The organism is Arthrobacter sp. SRS-W-1-2016 (assembly GCF_002009585.1).
Lineage (GTDB): Bacteria > Actinomycetota > Actinomycetes > Actinomycetales > Micrococcaceae > Arthrobacter > Arthrobacter bambusae_A.
In genome coordinates this window covers 60,234-78,618 of record NZ_MTPV01000051.1, presented here as the reverse complement: position 1 = coordinate 78,618, position 18,385 = coordinate 60,234, and the positions used below count along the sequence as shown (strand labels likewise).

The 18,385-nt window shown below is 62.2% G+C and carries 18 protein-coding genes; 9 read left to right on the top strand and 9 right to left on the bottom strand.

Going from position 1 to position 18,385, the window contains the following annotated elements; all coding sequences use genetic code 11:
* Nucleotides 1-125 precede the first annotated feature (125 nt).
* The 7 genes from BMF89_RS12870 to BMF89_RS12840 form a co-directional block, all read right to left on the bottom strand.
* Nucleotides 126-905 (bottom strand): hypothetical protein, encoded by a 780-nt coding sequence (locus BMF89_RS12870; protein WP_078107499.1) that lies wholly within the window; start codon nucleotides 903-905, stop codon nucleotides 126-128.
* Nucleotides 902-1,825 carry an ATP-binding cassette domain-containing protein gene (locus BMF89_RS12865; RefSeq protein WP_078107498.1) on the bottom strand — a complete coding sequence of 308 codons (924 nt, stop codon included), beginning with the start codon at nucleotides 1,823-1,825 and terminating at the stop codon, nucleotides 902-904. Before BMF89_RS12865 ends, BMF89_RS12870 begins: the two co-directional genes overlap by 4 nt.
* A complete protein-coding gene (locus tag BMF89_RS12860; protein WP_253190812.1) occupies nucleotides 1,822-2,415 on the bottom strand; it encodes an ATP-binding cassette domain-containing protein in 594 nt (197 codons plus the stop codon). Before BMF89_RS12860 ends, BMF89_RS12865 begins: the two co-directional genes overlap by 4 nt.
* 53 nt (nucleotides 2,416-2,468) lie before the next feature.
* A complete protein-coding gene (locus BMF89_RS21955) occupies nucleotides 2,469-3,836 on the bottom strand; it encodes a hypothetical protein (RefSeq protein ID WP_171983480.1) in 1,368 nt (455 codons plus the stop codon).
* 159 nt (nucleotides 3,837-3,995) lie between these two features.
* Entirely contained in the window at nucleotides 3,996-4,484 is a 489-nt protein-coding gene (locus BMF89_RS12855) for a hypothetical protein (RefSeq protein WP_139359644.1), read from the bottom strand.
* Between the two features lie 466 nt (nucleotides 4,485-4,950).
* Nucleotides 4,951-5,523, bottom strand: a complete 573-nt coding sequence (locus tag BMF89_RS12845; protein ID WP_139359643.1) for a hypothetical protein — start codon at nucleotides 5,521-5,523, stop codon at nucleotides 4,951-4,953.
* A gap of 29 nt (nucleotides 5,524-5,552) precedes the next feature.
* Nucleotides 5,553-5,828 (bottom strand): uberolysin/carnocyclin family circular bacteriocin, encoded by a 276-nt coding sequence (locus tag BMF89_RS12840; RefSeq protein ID WP_139359642.1) that lies wholly within the window; start codon nucleotides 5,826-5,828, stop codon nucleotides 5,553-5,555.
* Nucleotides 5,829-7,316: 1,488 nt separating this feature from the next.
* On the opposite strand from BMF89_RS12840, the gene BMF89_RS12825 reads away from it, so the two are divergent.
* From BMF89_RS12825 to bcp, 7 genes are all read left to right on the top strand, one after another.
* On the top strand, nucleotides 7,317-8,120 hold the full coding sequence (locus BMF89_RS12825; RefSeq protein WP_078107491.1) for a TIM barrel protein: 804 nt from the start codon (nucleotides 7,317-7,319) through the stop codon (nucleotides 8,118-8,120).
* Between the two features lie 117 nt (nucleotides 8,121-8,237).
* Nucleotides 8,238-9,116, top strand: coding sequence for a 2-hydroxy-3-oxopropionate reductase (locus BMF89_RS12820; RefSeq protein WP_078107490.1), 879 nt, complete (start codon nucleotides 8,238-8,240; stop codon nucleotides 9,114-9,116).
* Nucleotides 9,117-9,223: 107 nt separating this feature from the next.
* Nucleotides 9,224-11,014 (top strand): glyoxylate carboligase, encoded by a 1,791-nt coding sequence (gene gcl / locus BMF89_RS12815; RefSeq protein ID WP_078107489.1) that lies wholly within the window; start codon nucleotides 9,224-9,226, stop codon nucleotides 11,012-11,014.
* 22 nt (nucleotides 11,015-11,036) lie between these two features.
* Entirely contained in the window at nucleotides 11,037-12,260 is a 1,224-nt protein-coding gene (locus BMF89_RS12810) for a glycerate kinase (RefSeq protein ID WP_078107488.1), read from the top strand.
* On the top strand, nucleotides 12,253-13,614 hold the full coding sequence (gene allB, locus BMF89_RS12805) for an allantoinase AllB (RefSeq protein WP_078107487.1): 1,362 nt from the start codon (nucleotides 12,253-12,255) through the stop codon (nucleotides 13,612-13,614). The genes BMF89_RS12810 and allB overlap by 8 nt, the downstream gene beginning before the upstream one ends.
* A gap of 9 nt (nucleotides 13,615-13,623) precedes the next feature.
* Nucleotides 13,624-14,349: a winged helix-turn-helix domain-containing protein gene (locus tag BMF89_RS12800; RefSeq protein WP_078107486.1), complete on the top strand. Its 726-nt coding sequence runs from the start codon at nucleotides 13,624-13,626 to the stop codon at nucleotides 14,347-14,349.
* A 67-nt stretch (nucleotides 14,350-14,416) separates the two neighbouring features.
* A complete protein-coding gene (gene bcp / locus BMF89_RS12795; RefSeq protein ID WP_078107485.1) occupies nucleotides 14,417-14,884 on the top strand; it encodes a thioredoxin-dependent thiol peroxidase in 468 nt (155 codons plus the stop codon).
* Nucleotides 14,885-15,140: 256 nt separating this feature from the next.
* Here bcp and BMF89_RS12790 read toward each other — a convergent pair whose 3' ends face one another.
* Complete coding sequence (locus tag BMF89_RS12790) at nucleotides 15,141-16,235, bottom strand: alanine--glyoxylate aminotransferase family protein (RefSeq protein ID WP_078107484.1); 1,095 nt, start codon at nucleotides 16,233-16,235, stop codon at nucleotides 15,141-15,143.
* Between the two features lie 347 nt (nucleotides 16,236-16,582).
* On the opposite strand from BMF89_RS12790, the gene uraD reads away from it, so the two are divergent.
* Both uraD and uraH read left to right on the top strand, forming a co-directional pair.
* Complete coding sequence (uraD, locus tag BMF89_RS12785) at nucleotides 16,583-17,113, top strand: 2-oxo-4-hydroxy-4-carboxy-5-ureidoimidazoline decarboxylase (RefSeq protein ID WP_078107483.1); 531 nt, start codon at nucleotides 16,583-16,585, stop codon at nucleotides 17,111-17,113.
* The gene (uraH, locus tag BMF89_RS12780) at nucleotides 17,110-17,451 is read left to right on the top strand and encodes a hydroxyisourate hydrolase (protein WP_078107482.1); all 342 of its coding nucleotides are present in this window, start codon (nucleotides 17,110-17,112) and stop codon (nucleotides 17,449-17,451) included. The genes uraD and uraH overlap by 4 nt, the downstream gene beginning before the upstream one ends.
* Before the next feature lie 130 nt (nucleotides 17,452-17,581).
* On the opposite strand, the gene BMF89_RS12775 is transcribed toward uraH, so the two are convergent.
* Nucleotides 17,582-18,352 carry a 3-oxoacyl-ACP reductase gene (locus BMF89_RS12775; protein WP_078107509.1) on the bottom strand — a complete coding sequence of 257 codons (771 nt, stop codon included), beginning with the start codon at nucleotides 18,350-18,352 and terminating at the stop codon, nucleotides 17,582-17,584.
* Nucleotides 18,353-18,385 lie beyond the last annotated feature (33 nt).

Sequence of the window (18,385 nt, the reverse complement as noted above, 5' to 3'; positions counted from 1 at the left end):
TCTGTTGACCCGTCAGCAGCCTATCCGTCACCTCAGAATCCTTTTCTTGTCGCGGGAACTTCAAGTGTTCTTTGAATCGCTTGATCCATGCGTTGAACGCAAATCTAGCGTCGGCGATCGATCAATTACTGGGCTTTGACGACTCCTTTCCTGTAACTCGCTGCTAGGAGAACTGCTACATAAAGGAAGAACAATCCGCCGCCGGCTAGAGCCGGGAGACGGGGGAAAGTCTCAGCGACAATCGCACCGAGCGCTGGATCAGCAAAACCGATGAGCGACGATCCTGCCCTGAACGGGAGAAAAGCGGCTGCGGACGTCCCCCAAATCTCAATTCTTTCCACCAGTTGACCCAGCAAGGGTTCTACCAGCGCTGATCCAGCGACCAGCAAGGCCACCGCACCTGTTCGGGGCAAGAGGAGTCCTGCTCCTATGCCGAGAAGAGCCCATCCGTTCGCTAGGACCAAACAGCCAACCAGAACCGCGGGGTCGGATTCGAGGAGGTTCGAGCTTCCCAGGACAGCATTCGACACAATCACGGACATCAGCGTGGACGCGGTCGTCCACGTCGTTGTCACCAGCAAAGTCATCACCACCTTGGCCGCGAACAGGGCGCTCCGTTGGGGCATCGCCAAGAGTGCCAGGCAAAGCGTCCCGTATCGCTTCTCCTGGCCAAAAGAGAAGATCCCAAGAAGGCCAGCGGCAAGGAGCACCAAAGGAGAACGTGTGGCTGCCACCGTGGCCGCCTCGCCAGCAGCCTGGGTGGTCATTTCTGGAGCCATGTTGGCGATCATCAGGGATATCGCCCAACTGAACAGGACAGATACCAAAATCGTCGCAGCGGTCAGGACGTGGAACCCACGAGTTGTAGTCAGCCGGACCCACTCGTAGTGGATTGCGTCCCTCACGGCTTACCCCCAGATCCCCGGCACTGAGATTCATGGACTCCACGGCCCACAATGTCGTTGTACCCGTCCTCCAAAGTACGAAGCGTCGTCGATAGTTCAAAGAGCGTGAAGCCAAGCTTATTGGCCAGGGTTCCCACGTCTCTCGCCGTCATTCCGTCGATGACTAGAGACTCCCCGTTGAAGGTCACGATCAACCCATCTTCGGCGCGCAATCGAGCGGCGAACTCGCGGGGACGGTCCACTGCGATGGTGACCGCTGGCCCTGAAGTCGTTGTCTTGAGTTCTTCCATCGGACAATCAGCCCGGAGATCTCCACCGTGCAGAACCAAGACGCGGTCCGCGAGTTTCTCTAGCTCGCTCAAAATATGCGTCGAAAGCAAGATGGTCTTGCTCTCCCCCGCCAAGCTGCGGATTGTGTTCCGAAACCAATAAACACCGTCCACATCCAACCCATTGATGGGTTCGTCAAGGATCAGCACTTGAGGCTCGGTCATCAGTGCCGCTGCGAGCGCGAGACGTTGCTTCATCCCCATCGAGTAGGAAGCGGGCGACTTCGTCGCATACTCACTTAGACCCACCCGATCGAGTGCGAACTCAGCACTTCGTCTTGAGATGCCAGAAGCCGCCCCGATCATCCGAAGATGGTTCATAGCCGACCGGCCGGGGTGAAAACCCTCCGCGGACAGCAGTGATCCCACTGCTGTCTGTGGCCGTGTTAGGAGTCGATAGGGTTTTCCGTCGAACGTCGTCTCACCGGTTCCAGGAATAAGGTTGAGCATTCGCTTCATCAACGTGGTCTTGCCATGTCCATTGGGACCAACGAGCCCGACTACCTCTCCCGGGTTCAAAGCAAAGGAAATGTCTCGGAGCACCTCCTTTGCGCCGTAGCTCGCACCGACGCCATCAACGACGATTCTCATTTCGCCCCCAAGCTTCCTGCGTCCAGCCCGTCAACGGGTTGCGACTTGAGATCCTCGAGCCGGACGGTAACCGCTTCCAGGAACAAGTCCTGGAGTGAATGCGTCACGATAACCACGAGTTTGAACTCCGCCCAGCGTCTGATCTCCTCAACCATGTAGGCCATGCCCTCGGTGTCAGTGCCATTGAACGGTTCATCCAAGACCACGCAATCGAACTGGCCGACGGTGTTCATGACGTACCAAAGTTTGCGCACATTTCCTGTGGACAGGTTCCCCGCGTTCTCGCCTAGCCACGGTTCCATGCCGAGCCGGGTCGCCCGGAGTATTTCGGGACCAGGATCGACATCTCGGGCAATGCATGCAAACACGATGTGATCCCGTGCGGTCATCTGAGCGAAGAGCGACGCGTCTGACCGGCATACCCTCCGCCGGCTTCTACTTCCAGGGTCATCGGCGCTCGCTCCGTTGACGAGGACCGTTCCGGCCCACGGAGACAGATAGCCACTGGCCAGTTCGACGAAGGTCGATTTTCCGGATCCGTTCTTTCCCTTCAAGTGGATCAGGGCTGGCCCGATAAACGAGAAGGACACGTTTTCGTAGACGGGACGTTCGGCGGAATATCCGGCAAACACGCGGTCAAAGACTATTTCTGGTAGAGAATTCTGCGTTGCAGGCAAATCTTTGCACCTCCAGTGAGAAGAGCCGTGTAAATGACGGCGGAAATGGTTGCGGGGACGTTGCCCGAGAGGATAAGTCCGAGCACCGGAACTGCAAGCAGTAAGCCAATAAACGCTGCCGCCAGGGACATTTCCATCGAGCCGTCGGCCTGCCTGACTTTGACCTTGCTGTAGGCGTTCCCAATGATGTTGCTGCTCGCAATCGACCATGGAATCAGGAGAGTCTCGACGGGCAGGACGCCGGTTGCAGCCCAGACAACGATTCCGATCGCTGGTGCCGCAAGCAGCGCCAGCAGCACAGACTGACTCAGGGTCACGCCCCACGCAAGCGACGTGAGGCCGAATCCGGATTCCCAGCTGTACCTCAGCTGCGAAAGAAGTCCGATCGGATTGTTCGCCTTGCACATGAGTTCATTCCCGGCAACTCCCACCATGAAAACGATGCAGGCACCCGCGCCCCGAACTCCGGGGATCTCCCGAAGGAATTCCGGCCCTATCCCGCCCCACCGAAAGCCGATCGCAGTGGCAGCGGCCAGAAGCAGGCAGATTCCGATTCCACGGAACAGGGCAAACGACTTGTCCCTGACGAGGTTAACTATGAGGACCCGCCAAAGCATGGCTACCGGCGTCGTCGCCCTCCATACGGACTCCCTGACGCGCCGCGGAACGCTCGCGGTTATCGGAAACGATTGCCTCTTGATCGCTCCAACGTTTCGGATTGTGAGAAAGGAAAATACGACGACGGCGATCGCCACCGCGGTCGCGATCCAGCCGCCTTCTGCGCCGGTTGCGTTGAGTCGCAGGTCATACCCGGCCGCTGCCGAGGTTAGTGCCAGCACTCCTCGGGCGAGGATGGCCCCCAGCAACGCGGCCAGGAGGCATCCCCCGGCGAAGAAGGTCCATCCCACGGCAAGGCTCGGAAGACGAGGGTCACTTGCGGCCAGCTTGGAACTCAAGGCGAGCCAGGACGCAGTCAGGGCGAATGGGGCAGCTAATAGTGTCAGTTCCAATGGTCCGCCGCTACCACCGTCCTCTTGCACAACAACCCAGGCCGCGGTGCAGACGGCGCCCGACAAACCAAACAAGATGGCAGCCCGTGGACCTGCCTCGGCCAGGAACACGTGGTGCATCGAAACATCGGTCGCCCGGTAGAGCTGCCTGTTTGGATTGAACCGAACTGCAAATCTTCGGCTGCTGAGTGCTTCCCGTGCGAGCGCACCGACGGAGATATAAAGGCAGACGGCGAGCGCCAACAGGATGATTGCCATCCTTGCAGTGCTGCCCAAATAGGCGTGCACGCCGTCGAAGGACAACGCCTCATGGAGCAGCCGCATCAAAAATAGGGATCCCGCCAGAACAGCACAGACCAAAGCAACCCCACTAGTTACTCCAAGGACCACGAGTGCGCGGATGGATATCGGCCATCCCGTGAAGGCCAGTATGCGCACCCCCGATAATTTGTAAGCCGCTCTCAGGCTTCCCATTGCCGACGCCTAGAAACGATTGACGGATTTACTTTGGGCAGACTCCGCATCGACGATGAGGGCCACGGTTCCGATACAGATGATGCCTATCGTCCAGAGCCATAACGGAAGCGTGCCCGGGAAGCCCACTGTCGCGGCAGCTATGAACACTCCGCCGGCCATCCCGCTGATAACAAATAGAACCGCATCGCGCTTGGGATTTCGTTTTGTTGCGAGCACTACCAACAGGGAGATCGCTCCAACGCTCAAGGACGTCCATGCAAGCAGTGGAGTCCTCGGTTCGTGAATGAGCCCCACGACGATACTGCCGGCGATACACGCGAGTACGAGAACGGTGGCGATGGTTCGGACCCTTGATGAGTAAATCAATGTCGTATCCTTTCTAGGATTCAGAGAGCAAGAGAGACCGCTGCCGTTGCGAGCGAGGTGGCGAAAATGGCCGCAGTCGTTGTGGACGAAGAACTCGACCACTGCTTTCGGAACATGAAGGGAGAGCATGCCGCCACGAGGGCCACGTATACGAATGTCGCCCAGTGGTCCTTCGGAGAAGTCAGCGACAACAGAAGGCTGACTAGCTGGACGCCCAGAAGGGACACGATTGCCGTGCACCCCAGTAGTCCGACTCGGAAACGGAATCCTCCACGCTTTAGCCCAGGAAAGAAGGTGCTCTCTGCGATGGACGTCAACGAAAAGTACAGCGTCGAAAGTAGTGTTGAGAGGACGACTCCGACGTAGAACCCCACGTTCACGGCGAGCTCGGTAACCGCTGGGTCACTAATCGCCCTAGCGGCATCGGTCTGCGCAACTTTTCCTGCTACGACTCCGTGAAGCTGTTTGCTCCTCAACAGCAGGAGACCCAAAAGTGCCCCGGCGGAACACATCCAAACAAGAGGGGACGTGTTCCTTTGCGGTCTCCGAGAGGGCTTATCTCCGCCCGGCTGTTCCACACTCAACGACGATAACGTCATGGGGAGAATCCTTTTGTAACTAAAACTGTGGCTTCGAGGAGAGCTGCGGCAAGGACAAGGACTGAAGCAATTCCGAAGATCTTTAGGGCCAATGGGAACATAGCGAGATACTGCCGCAGCGGTCCTGCTGCCTCAGAAGCGGAAAGAGCTGACCGGATAGCGGCGGCGACGGGTATGAGCCCAGCCCCGGCGCCCAACAGAAGGCCTAGAAATTCGATCGGTGCATAAATCCAAATCGAGGCCACCACCTCACCAATTCCCATGTGTGTCCGGCCGAGGCGCATTGTGGAGCCGATGTAGATTGCTGTGAGTGGCCATGCGATCAGCGTCGAGACTCCCCCGGTAATGACTCCGGAAAACAAAAGACACAAGGCGGGTACATTTGCCGCGAGAATCCGTCCCAGCGCGGATAGCCATGTAAGGCCAGCTTCAGGGGACATCGGCTGAGGTGATTCGGATTGAGCGGCCATGTCCGTTTGGAAACCGATGGTGAATCCGGCCAGCATGAGCGCCAGGGACAGCATCATCGCAACGAGGAGCAATGGCTTATCGCCGTTCCTGACGCTCATGCGCAATTTCGGTACCGTCGCTGCTGCAGCTAGGCGATCGCTGCCCGCTTACCCCATTGGAGGATGGCCCAGCGCGCCGTCGCGATGACTGCCGCTGCTATGCCGCCGGAAAGCACCCCCATCACGATGGCAAGGGCAATCCCGCCGACCTCTACTGCCGTTACGATCTGTGAGGCGAACGTGCTGGATAGACCGAACATTCCGGCGATGTACATGACGCTCACGCTGGCAAGGGCAAGTCCTGCCACGCTGACCGCAGTTGCGAAAGTGACCGACTTGATGGACGGGCGGCTCGTTGCTTCCATGATTCCTCCTTCGATTGTGACCGGGACCGGCGATCCCGATCCCTGTCACAATCCAAAGGCATGTTTTCCCGGTCTAAGTGGTGAAATCGGAAAACTCAGTGGTCTGAAACCCAAATCTCCGTGCAAAAAGGCCATACACGGAGGCGCAAATGGCGTTCACGGAGTCTCGTCTCCGTGTTACCGATAAGTCGCACGGAGCATCGTCGAGTCTGTGGATTCGGAATTGAGGCGAGGTGGCTTGGGGCCAGGCCAGTGTTTCACCGTACCCACCGCAGCAGTCCCACGCAGTCGCCGCCGACCACCCCAACGTAGGGTCGGGCCTCAAACTGAATTCCCCTCGTGCCGCCGATACCCAATACCGCGTTCTCGTCTATGTTTCATCCTCGTAAAGTTGGGATGGTCCATCAGCGCCCGTGCCGCGGCAATCGATCCCTGGACACCGCGTGGGGGTCAAGTCCGAGGGCTTAGACTTCCTTGTCCTTTTCCCGCGAAACTCAAGCCAGTGACTCGCAAAGTCAGATAGGGCTACGAAGCCAAAGCGAAAGGGCAAACGCCAAGGCAACCGTCAGTGCCTCCCGAATTACATTTCTGCCAGTCCACAAACTGTTATTGATAAGCATCAAAATGATCGTCATGACCCCAGCCTTTCCAAAGCGCGATATCCACACTTTTTCGTCCAGGCCTTTCGAGCCTTCCATCCGTTATCTCTTCAGGCCGAGTTGAACAATGACCCATGAAATTGCGCCGGCAGGTCCATTTTGGACCCGTTGCGCTAGGGGATTGAGAAACGGAAGGAAACAGAACTGATGAATCCGCCGACCGGTACCTATACACGGCTCTGAGCGCGGGAATGTTTGCCTTGATGCGCCAGAGTGATGGCTTTGTTAGGCACAGCTCCTCCCAATGCGCCCCAAACGCTGCGCACCAGAACAGACACAAGGGAGCAAGCACAATTTCAAACGCGCGGATGAACGTCGTTTCGGGCGCCGGTTGTGAATCGCTGTCGGACCTTCCTAGTTCTGGTGAGCAGAAGAACTCATCAAAGGCAGACTTTAGGGTTCGCTCTCAATCTGGCAATAGGCCGCCAAAGCGTCTCTGCGGGCCCATATGACAACAAAAGCAATGTTGAGGGCGAACGCAGCGCAAAAGAAGACAACAAAGACGGGAAATGGTGCTCCAGCGACGAAGAGAGCACCCGCAATCACGACGAAGAGCACGCCACTGCGCAAGTTGAAGCCTAGCTGGTGATTCGCATACCTTGACACTGCCCACGCCGGATACGCCACCAGCCCACCCAAGCCCGTCACTTGGTATCCCAAACCCGTTCCACACGAAAGACCCCCTTGACTCCCACCCCCTCCTTCCCTAAACTTTTCATAAAGCAGAATCTAAATTCCACAAAGCGGAAACTCGAAGAGGCGAACTAGCCCAAGAGGACAAGCCAAGCGGAAGATGGATCCCAAGCCCTCCCCCGGAAGGACACCTACGATGACGTACACAGTGAACTGCTCCATCCTCCTGACGGAGCTGCCCCTGCTCGAGCGCCCCGCAGCTGCGAAGGCTGCCGGCTTTGACGCCGTCGAATTCTGGTGGCCCTTTGAGACCTCCGTTCCGTCGGACGCCCAGGTCACCGAGTTCGAGAACGCTATCAAGGACGCTGGCGTTCAGCTCACCGGCCTGAACTTCAACGCCGGCAACATGCCCGGCGGCGACCGCGGCCTGGTTTCCTGGCCCGCCCGCTCCTCCGAGTTCCTGGACAACATCGACGTCGTCGCAGGCATCGGCGAGCGGCTCGGCTGCAAGGCCTTCAACGCCCTCTACGGCAACCGCGTGGACGGCGAATCCCCCGAGAAGCAGGACGCCATCGGTGCCGAGAACCTCGCCAGCGCGGCGGATGGCGTCGCACGCATCGGCGGCACCGTCCTCCTAGAGCCCGTCAGCGGCGCCCCCAAGTACCCGCTCCTCAAGGCCGCCGACGCCCTCAAGGTGATCGCCCGCGTCAAGGAAGAATCCGGCGCCACGAACGTCAAGCTCCTCGCCGACTTCTACCACCTGGCAGTCAACGGGGACGACGTCGCAGCCGTCATCGAAAACCACGCCAAGGACTTCGGCCACATCCAGATCGCCGACAACCCCGGCCGCGGGGCTCCCGGAACCGGTGAGCTTCCCCTCGGCGAATGGATCGCCCGCAGCCGCGAACTCGGCTACGAAGGCTACATCGGCCTCGAATACAAGGAACCGCAGGAAACGGCGTTCAGCTGGGCCATCCGCCAGCGCGCCACCTCCCACTAGCGAACCCGCCAACTGAGTAGCAGTTGTTGTCGTTTAGAGCCCTCAAAACGACATCAACTGCGAGCTAGTTGGGTCCAGCACACCTGAGCTAAAACAAAGACTTCAGTAAGGAAAATCATGAGCAACGTTGCAGTTATCGGACTCGGAATCATGGGCCTTCCCATGGCCATCAACCTGGTCAAGGCCGGCCACACCGTCACCGGGTTCAACCGCAGCCAGGACAAGATCGACAAGCTCGTCTCCGAAGGCGGCAAGGGTGCCACGAGCATCGCCGACGCCGTCAAGGACGCCGACGTCGTCATCACCATGGTGCCCGACTCCCCCGACGTCGAAGGTGTCGTGAGCGGCCCGGACGGTGTCTTCGCCAACGCGAAGAAGGGCACCCTCTGGATCGACGCGAGCAGCATCCGCCCGGACGTCGCAGCCCGCCTTTCGGCAGACGCCGTCGCGGCCGGCATCCGCCCGCTCGACGCCCCCGTTTCCGGTGGCGAACAGGGCGCCATCGACGCCGTCCTGTCCATCATGGTCGGCGGTGACGCAGCCGACTTCGAAGCGGCACAGGATGTCCTCAACGCCGTCGGCAAGACCATCGTCCACGTCGGCCCCTCCGGCTCCGGCCAGACCGTCAAGGCAGCCAACCAGCTGATCGTGGCCGTCAACATCGAGGTCCTCGGCGAGGCCATCGCCTTCCTTGAGGCCTACGGCGTGGACACGGACGCAGCCCTCAAGGTCCTCGGCGGCGGCTTGGCCGGCTCCAAGGTCCTCGACCAGAAGGGCCAGAAGATGCTCGACCGCAACTTCGACCCCGGCTTCCGCCTGGCCCTCCACCACAAGGACCTCGGCATCGTCACCTCCGCAGCCCGCGAAGCCAACGTCGCAATCCCGCTCGGCGCCGTCGTCGCGCAGCTCGTGGCCGCCACTGTCAACCAGGGCGACGGCGGACTCGACCACTCGGGCCTCTTCAAGCAGGTCCTCCAGCTCAGCGGCCGAAAGTAAAGCCACGCGCTAAGGCGCGATAACAAGCAAAACCGGGCAACCGCCGTCGTACTTCACGACGGCGGCTCCCCTACAACACCCAAAAACAGACTTTCAAGGAGCACACCATGACGAAGATGCGCACTGTAGACGCAGCCGTCGCCATCTTGGCAAAGGAAGGCGCCATCGAGGCGTTCGGCCTGCCAGGCGCGGCAATCAACCCGTTCTATTCCGCGATGCGGGCACACGGCGGCATCCGCCACACCCTGGCCCGCCACGTTGAAGGCGCCAGCCACATGGCTGACGGCTACTCCCGTGCAGCGGACGGAAACATCGGTATCTGCATCGGCACCTCGGGCCCCGCAGGAACGGACATGATCACCGGCCTGTACGCAGCCTGGGCAGATTCCATCCCCATGCTCTGCATCACCGGCCAGGCCCCCGTTGCCAAGCTGCACAAGGAAGACTTCCAGGCCGTGGACATCGAGTCCATCGCCAAGCCGGTCACCAAGATGGCCATGACCATCCTGGAACCGGGCCAGGTTCCGGGCGCCTTCCAGAAGGCCTTCCAGCTGATGCGTTCCGGACGTCCGGGCCCGGTCCTGCTGGACCTGCCGTTCGACGTGCAGATGGCCGAGATCGAGTTCGACATCGACGCCTACGAGCCCATCGCCGTCGAGAAGCCGAAGGCCAGCCGCAAGCAGCTGGAAAAGGCACTGGACATGCTCACCGCAGCCGAGCGCCCGCTGATCGTCGCCGGCGGCGGCATCATCAACGCCGGCGCCTCCGCGCAGCTGGTTGAACTGGCCGAACTGTTGAACGTTCCGGTCATCCCCACCCTGATGGGCTGGGGCACCATCCCGGACGACCACGAGCTGATGGCCGGCATGGTGGGCCTGCAGACCTCTCACCGCTACGGCAACGAGACCATGCTGGCCTCCGACTTCGTGATCGGCATCGGCAACCGCTGGGCCAACCGCCACACCGGCGGCCTGGACACCTACACGGCGGGCCGCAAGTTCGTGCACATCGACATCGAGCCCACGCAGATCGGCCGCGTGTTCTCGCCGGACTTCGGCATCGCGTCCGACGCCGGTGCGGCGCTGGACGAGCTGATCGAACTGGCACGCGAGCGCCAGGCAGCAAAGTCCCTGCCGGACTACTCCGCTTGGGTCGCCGAGTGCACTGCCCGCAAGGGATCCCTGCAGCGCAAGACCCACTTCGAGAACGTGCCGATCAAGCCGCAGCGCGTGTACGAAGAGATGAACAAGGCGTTCGGCAAGGACACCACCTACGTATCCACCATCGGCCTCTCGCAGATCGCCGGTGCACAGCTGCTGCACGTCTTCGGCCCGCGCAAGTGGATCAACGCCGGCCAGGCCGGCCCCTTGGGCTGGACATGCCCGGCCGCCTTGGGCGTTGTCCGCGGCAAGCCGGACGAGACCGTTGTTGCCCTGTCCGGTGACTACGACTTCCAGTTCATGATCGAAGAGCTGGCCGTGGGCGCACAGTTCAACCTGCCGTACATCCACGTGGTGGTGAACAACTCGTACCTGGGCCTGATCCGCCAGTCGCAGCGCGGCTTCAACATGGAACAGAACGTGTCCCTGGCGTTCGAGAACATCAACAGCACTGATCTCTCTGCAACCGCAGCGGGCTACGGCGTGGACCACGTCAAGGTCACCGAGGGCCTCGGCTGCAAGGCCATCCGCGTGGAGAACCCGTCCGACCTGCCTGCCGCGTTCGACAAGGCCAAGGCACTCATGGACGAGTTCAAGGTTCCCGTGGTGGTCGAAGTGATCCTGGAAAAGATCACCAACATCTCCATGGGTGTTGAAATCAACGGCGTGAACGAGTTCGAAGAGCTGGCCGAACGCGGCGAAGACGCACCCACTGCGATCATCGCCCTGCTGGACTAGTAAGTACTGAAGGAGGTACGGAATGCGTGTGGTCATAGCCCCGGACAAGTTCAAGGGATCGCTGTCAGCTCCCGAGGTCGCCAGCCGCTTGAGCGCCGGACTGCGGGCCGGATTTGCTGCCGGCCGCCCGGGCGAAGGCTTTGAAACCACGCTCATTCCAGTGGCCGACGGCGGCGAAGGGACTCTCGACGCCGCCGTCGGCTCCGGCTTCACCCGCCGCAGCACCACGGTCACCGGACCCACAGGCCAGCCGATCACGGCCGAATTCGCCGTCCGCGGCGAGGAAGCCGTCATTGAAATGGCGGCGGCCTCCGGACTCGCCGTACTGCCCGGCTTCGGTGACGGCAGCGCCCCGAACTCCGAAACGGCCAAGAACTCCACAAGCCTGGGCACGGGCGAGCTCATCCGCGCCGCCCTGGACCTCGGCTGCCGGCACATCATCCTCGGTGTCGGCGGCAGTGCCAACACCGATGGCGGCGCCGGCGTCCTGCAGGGCCTCGGCGCGGTCCTCCTCGACGCGGACAGCAACGAACTCCCCGGCGGCGGCGCGGCCCTGGCCCGCTTGGACCGGATCGACTTCTCGAACCTCGACGTCCGCTTGGAGGTCACCGAGTTCGTCCTGGCGTCCGACGTCGACAATCCCCTTTTGGGCCGCACCGGCGCCGCCGCGATCTTCGGACCGCAGAAGGGCGCGACGCCGGACGACGTCGCCTCGCTCGACGCGGCTCTGGCCCACTTCGTCCAGGTCCTCGCCAACGAGATCGGGTCCGAAGCCCAGGACGCCGCACAGGCTCCAGGCGCTGGCGCGGCAGGCGGCGTCGGCTACATCGCCATCGCGGCGCTGGGCGCGGCACGCAGGCCGGGCATCGACGTCGTCCTCGAATTCACTGAACTCGAGCAGCGGCTGGCGGGCGCGGACCTGGTGATCACCGGCGAAGGCAGCCTCGACGAACAAAGCCTGCTCGGCAAAACGCCTATGGGCGTGGCGCGGGCGGCGGCACGTTCCGGGATCCCTGTGATTGCCGTCTGTGGCCGCAGTACGCTGAGCCCGGAACAACTTTCGGAGTCCGGTTTCGAGTCGGTCCACGCATTGACCGAGCTCGAATCCAATGTAGAGAAATGTATAGCTGAAGCAGGCCCGCTGCTTGAAGAATTAGGTAAGCACATCGGCGTGCGCCTCTCTGAAAAAGCGGCATCCACCCAAGTCGCAGCGCGAACCGAGACCAAGGAGCAACTCCATGTCTGAAGAAACCACCACAGCACACGGCCCGTTTGACCTGGTCATCCGGGGCCAGCGCATCCTCACCACCGCCGGCATCACCGCCCGCGAAGTCGGCGTCCGCAACGGCGTGATCGTCGCCATCGAACCCTTGGGCAACGGCCTGACGGGCACCGAAGTCATCGAACTCGGCGACGACGAAACCCTCATCCCGGGCCTGGTGGACACCCATGTGCACGTCAACGAGCCGGGCCGCACCGAATGGGAAGGCTTCGCCTCCGCCACCCGCGCTGCGGCAGCCGGCGGCGTCACCACCATCATCGACATGCCGCTGAACTCCATCCCGCCCACCACCAACGTTGAAGGCCTCAAGCTCAAGCGCGAAGTCGCCGAGGACCAGGCGTTCGTGGATGTCGGATTCTGGGGCGGCGCCATCCCGGGCAACAAGAAGGACCTTCGCCCGCTGCACGACGAGGGCGTCTTCGGTTTCAAGTGTTTCCTGCTCCACTCCGGCGTGGACGAGTTCCCGCACCTGGACGCGGACGAGATGGAAGAGGACATGGCCGAGCTCAAGTCCTTCGACTCGCTTATGATCGTCCACGCCGAGGACTCCCACGCGATCGACCATGCACCCCACCCCGGCGGCGCGCACTACTCCACTTTCCTTGCCTCCCGCCCGCGCGGCGCCGAGAACAAGGCCATCGCCGAGGTCATCGAACGTGCCCGCTGGACCGGCGCGCGTGCGCACATCCTGCACCTCTCGTCGTCGGACGCTCTCCCGATGATCGCTTCGGCAAAGCGCGACGGCGTCCACCTCACGGTGGAGACCTGCCCGCACTACCTCACGCTCATGGCCGAGGAAATCCCCGACGGCGCCACCGCGTACAAGTGCTGCCCGCCCATCCGCGAGGCCTCCAACCGCGAGCTGCTCTGGCAGGGCCTGCAGGACGGCACCATCGACTGCATCGTCTCTGACCACTCCCCCTCGACCCTTGACCTCAAGGACCTGGAAAACGGCGACTTTGCCGTGGCATGGGGCGGCGTCTCCTCGCTGCAGCTGGGGATCTCGCTGATCTGGACCGAAGCACGGCACCGCGGCATCTCCCTGGAGCAAGTAGTGTCCTGGATGTCCGAGAAGCCCGCCGCCTTGGCCCGCCTGCACAACAAGGGCCAGCTGGCTCTCGGCTACGACGCCGATTTCTCGATCTTCGCGCCGGACGACGCGTTCGTCGTCGACGTCAAGAAGCTCAAGCACAAGAACCCGATCACGCCGTACGACGGCAAGGCGCTCTCAGGCGTCGTACGCAAAACGTACCTGCGCGGCAGCGAGATCGACGGCCGGACGCCCAGCGGCAAGCTGATTCGCCGCGGCGGCGTGTAAGGCCAAGCCATGGCCGTCAATGTCCATGCCCCGTACGGGCAACTGCCCGCACGGCTCAATGCCTCGCGGCACCAGCCCGCCCCCCGGCCTTCCGCGCTCCGGCCTGGTCTCGTTCGGCCCGGGATGCACCCGCGCGGACTCGCCGTGTGGGTACAGCCCGGTGAAGGCCGCGAAATCGATCCCGAGGTTTGGTCCCGGGCCGCTGAAGCGGTCCTGGCCCGGGCCCGCAAACTTGCTCCGGGGGCGGAAGTCCTCCTTTGGCCCGCCGCCGGAGCTGCAACGTCCGGTGATTCTTCCGGGTCGGAGGGGGCTTCCGGTTCGGAAGCGTTCGACGCCGCTCCGGCGTCGAGTGCGTCCGACGCCGGAAATCGCCCGGCCCCTGCCATCCCGCCGATCTCACTGGCCGGCCGACGCAGCACCGTGGCAGTAGACCTGGCTGCGGACACCGTCCTCCTCGACGGTGTGCCTGTCAGCTTCACAGCGATGGAACACAGCCTCCTCCGCTACCTCGTGGAAAACCTGTCCCGGGCCATCCCACGTGAAGAATTGCAACGCTTTTTGGAGTCACTTGACTGTCCCGGCGCGGCATTTCGGTCCATCGACGTGTATGTTGGACGCGTCCGGCGCAAGCTGGGCTCAGCCCGCCATGTCATCGCCACAGTTCGTGGAGGCGGCTACCAATTCGTGCCCGGACCAGGCTCCACAGTCCGCGGACCCGCGGAATACTGCATCTAGGCAGCCCGTTACACCTATAGATTGATCGCCGGCCACGGCGGTTGCCCGACAAGTCAAGGATCGCAACATGACCCAGAAACTCCTCGCCGGAACCCAGGCCCCCGATTTCGCGCTGCTTAACTCCGAGGGCCAGAAGGTCTCGCTGTCGGATTACCGTGGACGCAACGTCATCGTGTACTTCTACCCGGAAGCGGCCACCCCCGGTTGCACCACCGAGGCCTGCGACTTCCGCGACAGCCTTTCCAGCCTGCAGTCCTCCGGCTACGAAGTCCTGGGCATCTCCCCCGACGCTCCGGAAAAGATCGCACACTTCGCCGGAGACTACTCCCTGACGTTCCCGCTCCTCTCCGACGAAGACCACGCTGTGGCCCTCGCCTACGGTGCCTGGGGCGAGAAGCTAGTGAACGGCGAAGTGGTCGACGGACTGGTCCGCTCCACCGTCGTGCTCGACGGCGAAGGCAAGGTCAAGCTGACCCAGTACCAAGTCAAGGCCCAAGGCCACGTGGCAGCGCTCAAAGCCGAACTCGGCCTGTAACGCCCGCTCACAAACAAGGCCGTCCGGGCCGACGCCCGCTCACGTATGGTGGCCTTTGGCGTGACGCTCGCTCAGATATAACGCCGATCGGCGTGACCCTCGCTCACGTATAGTGCCAAACGACGGAACCCTGCTGCAGTTCACATCCGCAGGAGGGTTCCGCTATTCTCGGCCGCCAGGAGTGAGCGAGCGTTTCGGAAATGGCCTGCATACGTGAGCGAGCGTCATGGCTTGAGCGCCGACATGTGAGCGAGCGTCAGGCTTTGGCGATCGCCTCTTCCAACGCGCCAAGGACAAGCGTCACCGATGCCCTGTTGGCATTCGGGCCCATCATGCCAATCCGCCACACGGTCGACGTAAACGCGCCCGCCCCGGAGCCGATTTCCATACTGAAGTTCTCCAGAAGGTAAGCGCGGACGGCGGCCGAGTTCACGCCGTCGGGCACTTTGACCGTTGTGAGGCTCGGCAATCGCGAGCCCTCGGCGGCAAACAGCTCGAGCCCCATCGCCTCGAGGCCATCCCGCAACTCAGCCCCGGCAGTACGATGCCGGGCCTGAACAGCCGTGAGCCCTTCCGCCAAGATGCGGTCCAGCCCTGCCTCGAGTCCGGCGATCATGGTCACCGGCGCTGTGTGGTGATACGTCCGGCTGCCGCTCGCCGCACCAACATACCCGCCCAGAAGGCCGATATCCAGGTACCACGAACGTGGCTCCTTGATGCGCCGCTCGAACGCGCGCTCGGACACCGTGAAGGGGGACAAACCGGGGGGCGCTCCCAGACACTTCTGCGTTCCGGCGTACCCGACGTCGATCCCCCAGCCGTCGGCCAGGAGTTCCAGCCCGCCGATGGACGTCACCGCGTCCACGATCAGGAGCGCGTCACCCTTGCCGGCGCCGACGGGCGCGACGTCGGACAGGACACCTGTGGAGGTTTCGGCATGGACGGCGGCAATCACCTTCGGGTGGGGGTGCGCTGCGAGGACCCGCTCCGGATCCACGGGCTGGCCCCATTCATGGTCGACGCGGACCACGGTGGCACCGCATCGCCGGGCAACCTCACACATCCGCTCCCCGAAAAGCCCGTTGACGGCAATTACCGCCACGTCGCCGTCGGACACTGTATTGACGAAGGCAGCCTCCATGCCGCCGGAACCAGTGGCACTCAATGGCAGGGTGCGGGCGTTCCGGGTCCCCCACACTGCCCGGAGCCCTGCACATGTCCGGTCCAGGCGTTCTATGAACACCGGATCCAGGTGCCCGATCACCGGATAGGCCAACGCGGCAGTCACTTCCGGATAGCAATTGCTCGGCCCCGGTCCGAAGAGGTACCGGGAAGTCAGGACTTCTGGCATGGCGGAACTCCTTTGGCTCGTTGCTGACATTGTCCACCAGACGGCAAACGTGAGCGAGCGTTTCGGTAGAACCCGGCAAAGGTGAGCGAGCGTTTCGGGAAAGGGCACCAAACGTGAGCGAGCGTCGCAAGGGCGGGGCGCGCAGGGCGGGGCCCGGAGGACCGCGGTGCGGTATTCTCTTGACACCACGGCAGTCATTGGATTCACTATTACGTATGCTGAAATAACAGTTCCATGATGTGGAAGGCCTGGAGTGCGGAGGCGCGCAGGTCCATCCGGCAGGAATCGCCGGAGTTCCGCATAGCCAACACCATGGATGCCAGCACTCGCACGAGGAATGAACAAGCATGAAGCTTGAAGTATTCAACAGCGTGGACCGTGCGGACGCCATCGACGTCCTCCGCCCATGCCTCGACATCCAGCGTTGGGTGGAGCACGTCGCAGATGCGCGCCCCTTCAGCGGCTTGGACTCCTTGCTCGATTTCGCCCGGGAAACCGCCGAGCCCTTCACTTCGGACGAAGTGGCGGCCGCGATGGCCCATCACCCGCGGATCGGCGAACGCCCCAAGGCACAGACCACCGAAGCCGCGATGTCCCGCTCCGAACAGGCCGGTGTGGACCCCGGCGATGACGGCGTCGTCACCGCTTTGGCCGTAGGCAACCGTGAGTACGAGGAAAAATTCGGTCGCGTCTTCCTGATCCGCGCCGCGGGACGGACAGCCACCGAAATCCTCGGCTCCCTCCAAGAGCGCCTGAACCACACCGCGGAGCAAGAAGACGTCATCGTGGCAGGCCAGTTGCGCGAAATCGCGTTGCTGCGCCTTGCCGGCGTGATCAGCGAAGCCAGCGCGAGCCGCGAAGGAGTGCCCAGCACATGAGCGTTTCCCAGATAACCACCCACATCCTGGACACCGGTTCCGGGCGGCCGGCGGCCGGCGTCGCCGTCGTTCTCTCTGTGCGCGACGGCGACAACTGGAAGCACGTGGCCAGCGGCACCACCGATGCGGACGGCCGGATCAAGGATCTTGGCCCTGAGAAGGTTGACGGCGGCAGTTACCGCTTGAACTTCGCGACCGGTCCGTATTACGAGGCGCAGGGCGTGGACACCTTTTTCCCGGAAGTGGACTTGAACTTCACGGTGTCCGACGCCGGTGAGCACTACCACGTGCCGCTCCTGCTCAGCCCTTTCGCGTTCTCCACGTACCGAGGAAGCTAACCTGTCCCATCGATTGCTCCCCACCGGCTCCCAACCTTCGCAAGCTCAGGTCGGGGCCCTCGCCGGCGTGGGCCCACGTAACGGTCGTTTTGGGGTCCCAAAAGGACCGTTACGGAGCAATCGATGGAAACTAGTCGATCGGGGTGACGTAGGCTCCCGAGATTCCGCCGTCGACCATGAAGGTCGACGCGGTGATGAACGAGGCGTCGTCGCTCGCCAGGAACGCGACCGCAGCGGCGAGTTCCTCGGGCTCGGCGAAGCGACCAAGCGGCACGTGGACCAAACGGCGGGCGGCCCGCTCCGGATCGGAGGCGAAGAGTTCCTTCAGCAAAGGAGTGTTGACAGGCCCGGGGCACAATGCGTTGATCCGCACACCCTTGCGCGCAAATTCGACGCCCAGTTCACGGGTCATGGCAAGCACGCCGCCCTTGGACGCGCTGTAGGAGATCTGCGAAGTTGCCGCACCCATCACGGCCACAAAGGACGCGGTGTTGATGATCGAGCCCTTGCCCTGCTCCAACATGTAGGGCAGCGCGTATTTGCAGCAGTAATAGACGCTCGTCAGGTTGACCTCCTGGACCCGGCGCCAGGCGTCAATTCCAGTGTCGAGGATGGATGCGTCGTCCGGCGGCGAAATACCCGCGTTGTTGAACGCGATATCCACGCTGCCGTAGTGGCTCTTGGCTGCGGCGAAGAGGTCGATGACTTCCTGCTCGTCAGTGACATTGACCTTCACGAAGATGCCATCGACGGCGGCCGCTGCAGCTTCCCCGGCTGCCGGATCGATGTCGGCTATGACCACGTTGGCACCCTCGGAGGCGAAGCGCTTTGCCGTGGCCAGGCCGATCCCGCTGCCGCCACCGGTGATAACGGCTGTGCGGTCCTTGAGTCGGTGTGAAATGAATTCGGTCATGGTGATCTCTCCTTGAATGAT

Coding starts and splice junctions, on each gene's coding strand:
- BMF89_RS12790 (WP_078107484.1), bottom strand. CDS start 16,235: ATGCCAGAAGTCCTGACTTCCCGGTACCTCTTCGGACCGGGGCCGAGC.
- BMF89_RS12800 (WP_078107486.1), top strand. CDS start 13,624: ATGGCCGTCAATGTCCATGCCCCGTACGGGCAACTGCCCGCACGGCTC.
- BMF89_RS12845 (WP_139359643.1), bottom strand. CDS start 5,523: ATGAGCGTCAGGAACGGCGATAAGCCATTGCTCCTCGTTGCGATGATG.
- BMF89_RS12810 (WP_078107488.1), top strand. CDS start 11,037: ATGCGTGTGGTCATAGCCCCGGACAAGTTCAAGGGATCGCTGTCAGCT.
- allB (WP_078107487.1), top strand. CDS start 12,253: ATGTCTGAAGAAACCACCACAGCACACGGCCCGTTTGACCTGGTCATC.
- BMF89_RS21955 (WP_171983480.1), bottom strand. CDS start 3,836: ATGCGGCTGCTCCATGAGGCGTTGTCCTTCGACGGCGTGCACGCCTAT.
- bcp (WP_078107485.1), top strand. CDS start 14,417: ATGACCCAGAAACTCCTCGCCGGAACCCAGGCCCCCGATTTCGCGCTG.
- gcl (WP_078107489.1), top strand. CDS start 9,224: ATGACGAAGATGCGCACTGTAGACGCAGCCGTCGCCATCTTGGCAAAG.
- BMF89_RS12865 (WP_078107498.1), bottom strand. CDS start 1,825: ATGAGAATCGTCGTTGATGGCGTCGGTGCGAGCTACGGCGCAAAGGAG.
- BMF89_RS12825 (WP_078107491.1), top strand. CDS start 7,317: ATGACGTACACAGTGAACTGCTCCATCCTCCTGACGGAGCTGCCCCTG.
- uraH (WP_078107482.1), top strand. CDS start 17,110: ATGAGCGTTTCCCAGATAACCACCCACATCCTGGACACCGGTTCCGGG.
- BMF89_RS12840 (WP_139359642.1), bottom strand. CDS start 5,828: ATGGAAGCAACGAGCCGCCCGTCCATCAAGTCGGTCACTTTCGCAACT.
- BMF89_RS12855 (WP_139359644.1), bottom strand. CDS start 4,484: ATGCTCTCCCTTCATGTTCCGAAAGCAGTGGTCGAGTTCTTCGTCCAC.
- uraD (WP_078107483.1), top strand. CDS start 16,583: ATGAAGCTTGAAGTATTCAACAGCGTGGACCGTGCGGACGCCATCGAC.
- BMF89_RS12820 (WP_078107490.1), top strand. CDS start 8,238: ATGAGCAACGTTGCAGTTATCGGACTCGGAATCATGGGCCTTCCCATG.